The 7,596-nt window shown below is 66.7% G+C and carries 10 protein-coding genes and 1 pseudogene; 7 read left to right on the forward strand and 4 right to left on the reverse strand.

All coding sequences use genetic code 11. From position 1 onward, the window contains the following. The 4 genes and pseudogenes from RMO04_RS17460 to RMO04_RS17475 form a co-directional block, all read left to right on the forward strand. Window positions 1-464: pseudogene (locus tag RMO04_RS17460) on the forward strand (N-acetyl-gamma-glutamyl-phosphate reductase); the annotation flags it as partial. Further along, window positions 461-898, forward strand: a complete 438-nt coding sequence (locus RMO04_RS17465) for a GNAT family N-acetyltransferase (protein WP_309646043.1) — start codon at window positions 461-463, stop codon at window positions 896-898. The pseudogene RMO04_RS17460 and the gene RMO04_RS17465, both read left to right, overlap by 4 nt. Window positions 899-941: 43 nt before the next feature. Next, window positions 942-1,421, forward strand: a complete 480-nt coding sequence (msrB, locus tag RMO04_RS17470; RefSeq protein ID WP_309646044.1) for a peptide-methionine (R)-S-oxide reductase MsrB — start codon at window positions 942-944, stop codon at window positions 1,419-1,421. Then, window positions 1,418-1,942: a lipocalin family protein gene (locus tag RMO04_RS17475; protein ID WP_309646045.1), complete on the forward strand. Its 525-nt coding sequence runs from the start codon at window positions 1,418-1,420 to the stop codon at window positions 1,940-1,942. Before msrB ends, RMO04_RS17475 begins: the two co-directional genes overlap by 4 nt. Window positions 1,943-1,946: 4 nt before the next feature. On the opposite strand, the gene RMO04_RS17480 is transcribed toward RMO04_RS17475, so the two are convergent. Then, on the reverse strand, window positions 1,947-2,297 hold the full coding sequence (locus RMO04_RS17480) for a helix-turn-helix domain-containing protein (protein ID WP_309646046.1): 351 nt from the start codon (window positions 2,295-2,297) through the stop codon (window positions 1,947-1,949). A 107-nt stretch (window positions 2,298-2,404) separates the two neighbouring features. Here RMO04_RS17480 and RMO04_RS17485 point away from each other — a divergent pair, with 107 nt between their 5' ends. Then, complete coding sequence (locus RMO04_RS17485; RefSeq protein ID WP_309646047.1) at window positions 2,405-3,109, forward strand: glutathione S-transferase family protein; 705 nt, start codon at window positions 2,405-2,407, stop codon at window positions 3,107-3,109. 66 nt (window positions 3,110-3,175) lie between these two features. On the opposite strand, the gene RMO04_RS17490 is transcribed toward RMO04_RS17485, so the two are convergent. From RMO04_RS17490 to phaC, 3 genes are read right to left on the reverse strand one after another with little or no spacing between them, the layout of a single operon-like run. Beyond that, the gene (locus RMO04_RS17490) at window positions 3,176-3,718 is read right to left on the reverse strand and encodes a hypothetical protein (RefSeq protein ID WP_309646048.1); all 543 of its coding nucleotides are present in this window, start codon (window positions 3,716-3,718) and stop codon (window positions 3,176-3,178) included. Next, on the reverse strand, window positions 3,715-4,668 hold the full coding sequence (locus RMO04_RS17495) for an alpha/beta hydrolase (RefSeq protein WP_309646049.1): 954 nt from the start codon (window positions 4,666-4,668) through the stop codon (window positions 3,715-3,717). The genes RMO04_RS17490 and RMO04_RS17495 overlap by 4 nt, the downstream gene beginning before the upstream one ends. Before the next feature lie 4 nt (window positions 4,669-4,672). Continuing rightward, a complete protein-coding gene (phaC, locus tag RMO04_RS17500) occupies window positions 4,673-6,607 on the reverse strand; it encodes a class I poly(R)-hydroxyalkanoic acid synthase (protein WP_309646050.1) in 1,935 nt (644 codons plus the stop codon). A 100-nt stretch (window positions 6,608-6,707) separates the two neighbouring features. Between phaC and RMO04_RS17505 the strand changes: the two genes are divergently transcribed. Continuing rightward, window positions 6,708-7,148: a hypothetical protein gene (locus tag RMO04_RS17505; RefSeq protein WP_309646051.1), complete on the forward strand. Its 441-nt coding sequence runs from the start codon at window positions 6,708-6,710 to the stop codon at window positions 7,146-7,148. 114 nt (window positions 7,149-7,262) lie between these two features. After that, window positions 7,263-7,596 (forward strand): aminotransferase class I/II-fold pyridoxal phosphate-dependent enzyme (locus tag RMO04_RS17510; RefSeq protein ID WP_309646052.1); only part of this gene is annotated, 334 nt, incomplete at its 3' end.

The following is a 7,596-nucleotide window of genomic DNA, read 5'->3' on the forward strand; positions in this document are numbered from 1 at the left end:
GGACCTATGGCCTGACCCTGCAGCACAAGCATGTGCCGGAAATGCAGATCCATGGCGGCTTCAACCACCCTCCGCTGTTCGCGCCCTCGGTGGGGCGCTACGCGCAGGGGATGATCGTCGAGGTCCCGCTGCAGCTCTGGGCCTTGCCGGCCAAGCCGAAGGTGGAAGACCTGCGCGACGCCCTGGTCGACGCCTATCGCAGGGAGGCGTTCGTCGAGGTCGCGACCGTCGAGGAGACCAAGGCCCTGCAGGCCGCGCGAGCGGGAGCGGGGGGCTTCAACGCCGCGCTCGATCCCGAGGCGCTGAACGGCACCAACAAGATGAAGCTCTACGTGTTCGGCAACGCCGAGACCGGCCAGGCCCGCCTGATGGCGGTGCTGGACAACCTGGGCAAGGGCGCGTCCGGCGCCGCCGTCCAGAACCTCAACCTGATGCTGGGCCTGCCGGAAGCATCGGGGTTGTGAGCCTGCGCCGGGCCAGGCTCGCCGACGCACGCGCCATCGCCCGGCTGCACCGACGGACCATGCAGGTTTCGCTGCCCTATCTGCCGGAGCTGCATACGCCTGAAGAAGACCTCTGGTTCTTCAGCGAACGGCTGTTGCCGGAGTGCGAGACCTGGGTCGCGGAGGCCACAGGGCTGATCGCCGGCTACGTTGCGTTCAAGCCGGGCTGGGTCATGCATCTCTATGTGCATCCAGACCATCAGGGCGCCGGGATCGGCCCCGTATTGCTGGCCAAGGCGCTGGAGGACGGGACCCCACGCCAGCTCTGGACGTTCCAGCAGAACGCACGCGCCCGGCGGTTCTACGAGGCCCGAGGCTTCAAGCTGGTTCGGCTGACCGATGGCGCCCACAACGAGGAGAATATGCCCGACGCCCTCTACGCGTGGGAAGGCTAGCCCCGCCTTGCATCCGCCATCGGCGTGCGGTCGTATCCTCGCCATGACCCTTGATAGACGCGCATTCCTCCTCGGATCGTCGGTCGCCCTGACCACCACGCCTGTCCTCGCCGCAACCGACCCCTATGCGGGATCGCCGTGGCGAAAGATGACGGACGCGGAGTGGAAGAAGCGCCTCGATCCCGGCGCCTACAACGTCCTGCGCCACGAGGCGACGGAGATGGCCGGCACCAGCCCCTTCAACAAGGAGAAGCGGCGCGGGACCTATGTCTGCCTTGGCTGCGCCCTGCCTCTGTTCAAGTCGGAATGGAAGTATGAGAGCGGCACGGGCTGGCCAAGCTTCTACACGGCCATCAAGGGCGCGGTGTCCAAGAAGACCGACTTCAAGATCGGCATTCCGCGCACGGAGTACCATTGCGCCCGTTGCCTAGGCCACCAGGGTCACGTCTTCCCTGACGGCCCGCGCCCCACGGGTCTGCGCTATTGCAACAACGGAGACGCCCTGGGGTTCATCGCGGCATGAGAGCCCTGATCACAGCCCTGATTCTGACCGCCTTCGCCGGCCCTGCGCTGGCCGCGAAGGCTCCTGAACCGCTGAAGCCTATCGACGCCGAGCGGTTCTATCAGGGGCGTTGGTTTGAGATCGGCCGCCGCCCGATGTGGATCACCGACGGTTGCGTGGCCGGCACCACGGACTACTCGCCAGGTGAGGGCGGCAAGGTCGCCGTGAAGGACGCCTGCCGCGAGGGCGTTACAGCGGGCAAGGAAAAGTCAATCAAGGGGCAGGGGACGATCCTCGATCCTGGGACCAACGCCAAACTGCGCGTCAGATACAACCTTTTGATCTCAAGGGACTATTGGGTCTTCGATCGGGCTGACGACTACAGCTGGTTCATCTCCGGGGATCCAAGTTTCAAGGACCTCTACATATTCACGCGTGATGGGACGGTTCCCGAAGCGCAGCGTTCCGATCTGATCGCTCGCGCCAAGGCTCTCGGCTATGACGTCGGCAAACTGGAGTTTCCAGCTCAGCCCCCGCGTTAGGACGTCACGCGGCCGAACGCTGCAGAGTGGTCGCGCCCGTCCGCGCCGCCGCCGTGTCGTCCCACCAGTCACCCAGCGCGTCGACCAGCGGCACGAGCTTCAATCCAGACGTCGTCAGGTCGTAGTCAACCCGCAGCGGATAGCCGCCATGGGCCGTTCGACGGACGATCCCGGCGTCCTCCAGCTTGCGCAGCTCCAGCGACAGCATCCGCGACGATACCGTGGGATTGTCGCGCTTCAGGTCGCTGAACCGCTTGGTCCCGTCCTTTAGATAGTAGAGCAGCAGGGTCGGCCAACGGCCGCTGAGCACTCGCATGGCCTCCTCGATGGGGCAGCGGGAGACGACATCCTTCATGCGACGGACCTTCGGTTACATTTCTGTGCGTAATTTACATTGGGCGTCAGGCGCCTAGGTTCCAGTCTCGCTGCGCAGCGTGATCCTCAAAAATCACGGAGCGAACAATGGAACCGATCCTCGTCTATGGCTTCCCAATGGGAAGTTCGGCCGGCCTCGTGGCCGCTTTCGAGTGGCTGGGCCAACCCTACCGCCTCTGCCGCGTCGACATGTTGAAAGACATGAAGAACGACGTCTACCGACGCCTGAACGATCGCGGCGAGACTCCCGTCCTGATCACGGACGACGGGCGAGTTCTCACCGAGACCATGGCGATCGCCCAGTGGCTGGAGGCTCGAGACACCGAGCGGCGCATCAGCTTTCCGCTAGGCACGCCGCAGGCCGACGCCATGCATCAGGTTGTCGCCTTTCTGAACACCGGCTTCACCGGCGCCTTCAGTCCACTCTGGGCGGCGATGGAGATGGACCCGCCGAACCCGGCGATCCAGGAGGTGCTGCGTGTCCACGGCCGAGAGTCGGTGGCCGAGCGTCACGTGCGCCTAGAGCACTTGATCGGCGACACCGCGTTCCTGGTCGCCGACCATCCGACCTTGGCCGACGCGGTCCTGGCTGGTGTCGCGCGGTGGGCGGACTTCCACCAGGCCGTCGACGCAACTGACTATCCGAAGCTTTCTGCCCTGCGCCGACGGATCGAGGCCGACCCGGCCTTCGTCTTCGCCGTGACTCTGGAGGACGGCGAGACCCCGACAGGCTCGGGGGCCATGAAGGGGCACGTCGCCCTGGCCGAGGTCATCGCGCGTTTCGCCACCTAGGGTCCAAGGCCGCCACCCCGGGCCGCTATCGGGGTGGCCGCTGGACGGACTAACGACCCGTTCGGGCTACGACCCACCGGGCAGATCGAACTCCACCCGGAAGTGCCGTCCGGGCCGTCGCAGTTCGTAGGCGAAGACCTTCCCTGGCTCGACCTCCATGGCCCAAACATTGGTGACCGACACGGCGCGGTTCTCGCGGACGAACAGGTCCTTGGAGAACTGATCGACCGGAAATTCCTGGCGAGAAGCCGTCCCTGACGCGGTCGTGTCGCCGCCGTACTGGCTGACGGCGTCCTCGGTCCCATCGGCGTGGCGGTGATCGTGCTTGAGGCGCAGGCCCGTGGTGGTGCGGGTGACCACCCAGGTCCGCGAGGTGTCGTCGCCAACCGCGAAGGGTATGCGGATCTCGTCGGCGGTGCAGGACTTGACCTGCATTACCAGCGGCTTGCCCACGAAGGCCGTGTCGGCCGGATCGTTGGTCGCGACCTTACCGGTGAAGCTCTTGCCGCAGAGGGCGCTCAGCCGGGCGAAGAAGGCGTCCTGCGGCGTGGCGGCCTGGGCGGGCGCGGCCAAAGCTATCAGCAGCGCGGTGAGGGCGAAGGCTTTCATGGCTGCTCCGGGGGTGGGCGGGGCAGGGCGCCCAGCACATGATCGACGGCGCGGATCACCGCATCGGAATGGGTTAGGCCCAGCAGGGTGGCGTGCTCGGCTTCGGCGACATTCTCATACCAGCCCGCGCGGGAGGCACGCTCCGGCGCGCGGCGGGCGACGTTCCACTCGGCCATGCGGGTGGCGTCACCGGCGGTGACGATGGCCACCGGCCACGCGGGGTCCAGCGACACCATGCCAGCCTGAACCGAGCCCTGCGGCCAGACAACCACCTCGGCGGCCGCGGTCCGCGCGTGCCGGCCCGAGACGAAGGCGCGCTTCTTCTCAGCCGAGCCTTGCGGCGGCAGGCCGATGCGGTCGCCGAGGCCGTAGGCGATGCGCGTCAGTCCCAAGCTTCCCGCCACGGCGCTCGCACGGCCGACCGTTCGCACCCGCGACAAGAACCGCTCGGCGCGCGGATCGCTGGTCATCTCCGGCGTGGTGGCCTCCAGCAGCACCAGCCCCGCCACCTTGTCGCGGTTCTGGCCGGCGAACAGTCGGACGTGCTGGCCACCCATCGAGTGGCCCATCAGGATGAAGGGCCCGGTCTCGCCGGAGGCGGCGATCAGCTTTTCCAGGTCGCCGACGATGGCGGCGCTGTCGCGTGGGTTGGGACCTGGATCGGAGAACCCCATGCCGGCCCGATCGTAGGCGCAGGACCGCAGGCCACGGGCCGCCAATTTCTGCTGGATCGCCGAGAAATCGGCGGCGAGACCCCAAGCCCCGGCCTCCATCCAGATCACCGGCTTGTCCGACTTCGGTCCCTTGCAGACCATCCGCAGCGTGCGCCCGCCGATGTCGACAAAGGCGCCATCGGGCTTGAACGGCCCGGCGAGCGCGACCACCGCGAACCCCGCGCCGATCCAGAGGGCCAGGAGTACGCCCAGACCCACCAACAGCATTTTGATCATCGGGCTACGACTTGACCTTCACATAGGAGCCGGGCGCGTCCTCGATGGGCTTGAACTTCCCCTTCGCCGGGTCGCGGGCGTCGACCAAGCCGCCGGACTTGGCGCGCAGCCATTCCGCCCAGTGCGGCCACCAGGAGCCGGGATGCTCCTTGGCGCCGTCCATCCAGGCCTCGGGCGTGGCGGGGAGGTCGCTGTTGGTCCAGTGCTGGTACTTGTTGGCGACCGGCGCGTTGATCACGCCGGCGATGTGTCCCGAGCCCGCCAGGGTGAAGGTCACCGGGCCGCCGAACAGCTTGGCGCCGCGATAGACCGAGCGCATCGGGGCGATGTGGTCTTCCTTCGACGACTGCACATAGACGGGAGTCTTCACCGTCGAGAGGTCCAGCTTGACGTTGTCCATGACCAGTTCGCCCTTCGCGAGCGCGTTCTGGCCGTAGAACTTGCGCAGGTAGAACATGTGCAGCGCCTTGGGCATGCGGGTCTGGTCGGAGTTCCAGAACAGCAGGTCGAAGGGCTTGGGCTCCTTGCCCATCAGGTAGTTGGACACGAAGAACGACCAGATCAGGTCGTTCGACCGCAGCATGTTGAAGGTGTCGGCCATGGCCTGGCCCGACAGGACGCCGCCGGCGGCGTCCATCTGCTTCTCCAGGTCGCCCAGCCAGTCCTCATTGGTGAACAGCAGCAGGTCGCCGGCCTCGGCGAAGTCCTGCTGGGCGGCGAAGAAGGTGGCTGAGGCGATCCGCTTGTCTCCCTTGGCCGCCATGTGGGCCAGGGTGGAGGAAAGGAGAGTGCCACCGATGCAGTAGCCGACGGTGTTCACCCGATCGACGCCGGCCTGTTCCATGGCCGCGGCCGTGGCCTCGTAGATGCCCTGGCGCATGTAGTCTTCGAAGGTCTTGTCGGCCAGTTCCTTGTCCGGATTGACCCAGGAGGCGACGAACACCGTGAAGCCCTGGTCCGCCAGCCAGCGGATCATGGAGTTCTCCGGCCGTAGGTCCAGGATGTAGAACTTGTTGATCCAGGGCGGGAAGATCAGCAGCGGGATCTCATGGACCTGTTCCGTGGTCGGCTGGAACTGGATGAGTTGCAGCACCTCGTTCTGGAACACCACCTTGCCCGGCGCGGTGGCGACGTTGCGGCCGATCTCGAACATCTCGTAGTCGGTCTGGCTGATCGAGAGCTGGCCGCCGCCGCGTTGCAGATCGGCGGCGAAGTTCTCCATGCCACGCAGCAGGGACTCGCCCTGGGTCGACATGGCCTCGCGCAGCGCCGCGGGGTTCGACGCCAGGAAGTTCGAGGGCGAGAAGGCGTCCGTGAGCATCTTCATGAAGAACTCGACCCGGCGCTTGGACATCGGGTCCACGTCCTGGACGTCGGAGACGAGCGCATTCAGCCAGTTCGAGGTGAGCAGATAGGACTGCTTGATCACATCGAAGACCGGGTTCTCGGCCCAATCGGGGTCATTGAAGCGCTTATCGCCTTTCGCGGGGCTGACCACCGGTTCGACGGTCTCGCCGGCCGCCTTGCGCGCCGCCGACTGCCAGAGTTCGAGGTAACGCTGGAACAGGTCGGCCTGGGCGCGGACCATCTTGTCCGGTTGAGAGGCCAGCTTGCCCATGACGTCGGACAGGGCCGGCGCCACATGGAAGGGGTCGGGAGAGAGCGCTGCGGGCCGCTCGGCCTGACGAAGCGCCGCGTCGGCGATAGCGCCCTGGGCGGTCAAGGCGGCGCGGGCCAGGTTCGCCGACATCTTCTCGATGATCTCGCGCTGCTCGCCGCTCAGCAGAGGCGCCTCGAACGCCGGGAGCTCGGGAGGGCGAGGCGGGGGGGGCGCGGCCGCCGGTTGCGCCTCGATCTTCGGCGTCTTGGCCGCCTTCTCGGCGGACTTGGCCTTCTTCTTTCCCTTGGATTTGGTCGGCGCCGTTGGTTGCTCGCTCATGGACTGTTTCCTCCCGGCCCCGACTGGTTTGGCGTTCGGCGCGCTCGCGCTCTTTCGCCGAATGCGATCATGGCATAAGACCGGCAGGGAAATGAACGCGTTGCTTCGCCTTTTTGTGAACCGGTCCGCGCCGCGGGCCCTGGCCTGCGTCGGCGCCGCTGCGCTGCTGAGCGGCTGCATGGGCAATCCGTTCACAACCGCGACCGTTGATCCTGCCTCTCCCGTCGCCGATGAGGTGGCCAAGATGGCGCGCGCCGACAGCGACTATCCGTCCTTTTCCGAGATTCCCCCCATCCCCGCCGACCAGCGCCCGCTGCGCGACTTCGGCCGCGCCGCCGACCAACTCGAGGGGGCGTCCGCCAAGCTGGATCGCGAGACCGCGCCTGGCACATGGACCCTGACCGGGACCGAGGGCTTCGCCAAGCGCGCCCAAGGCCTGGTCGCCCCCGGCGGCGACACCGACGCCTCCACCACCGCGGCCTCCGAGGCCTTCGCGCGGCAAATCCGGGAGCGAGCTACCCCGCCTCCGCTGCCCAGATAAGAGGCCGGCGGGGGCAAAAATCACCTTGAACCTGCTTGGCGGCTCCCCGGACGGGGGCTATCCATGCGCGACTTCAGCTCCCATCCGCCGCACGTCCCGCGGCACGAGCTCTTCATGACACCCGAATTCCACCGTATCCGCCGCCTTCCGCCCTACGTCTTCGAGGAAGTGAACCGCATCAAGGCGCGGCTTCGCGCACAGGGCGTGGACATTATCGACTTCGGCATGGGCAATCCCGACATGCCGACGCCGAAGCACATCGTCGACAAGCTGATCGAGACCGCACGCGATCCCAAGGCCGGGCGCTACTCGGCCTCCAAGGGCATCGTCGGCCTGCGCCGCGCCATGGCCGGCTATTACCAGAAGCGCTTCGGCGTGACGCTCAACCCCGACACCGAGGTGATCGCCACCCTGGGATCGAAGGAGGGCTTCGCCAATCTGGCCCAGG

The organism is Phenylobacterium sp. (assembly GCF_031412415.1).
Lineage (GTDB): Bacteria > Pseudomonadota > Alphaproteobacteria > Caulobacterales > Caulobacteraceae > Phenylobacterium.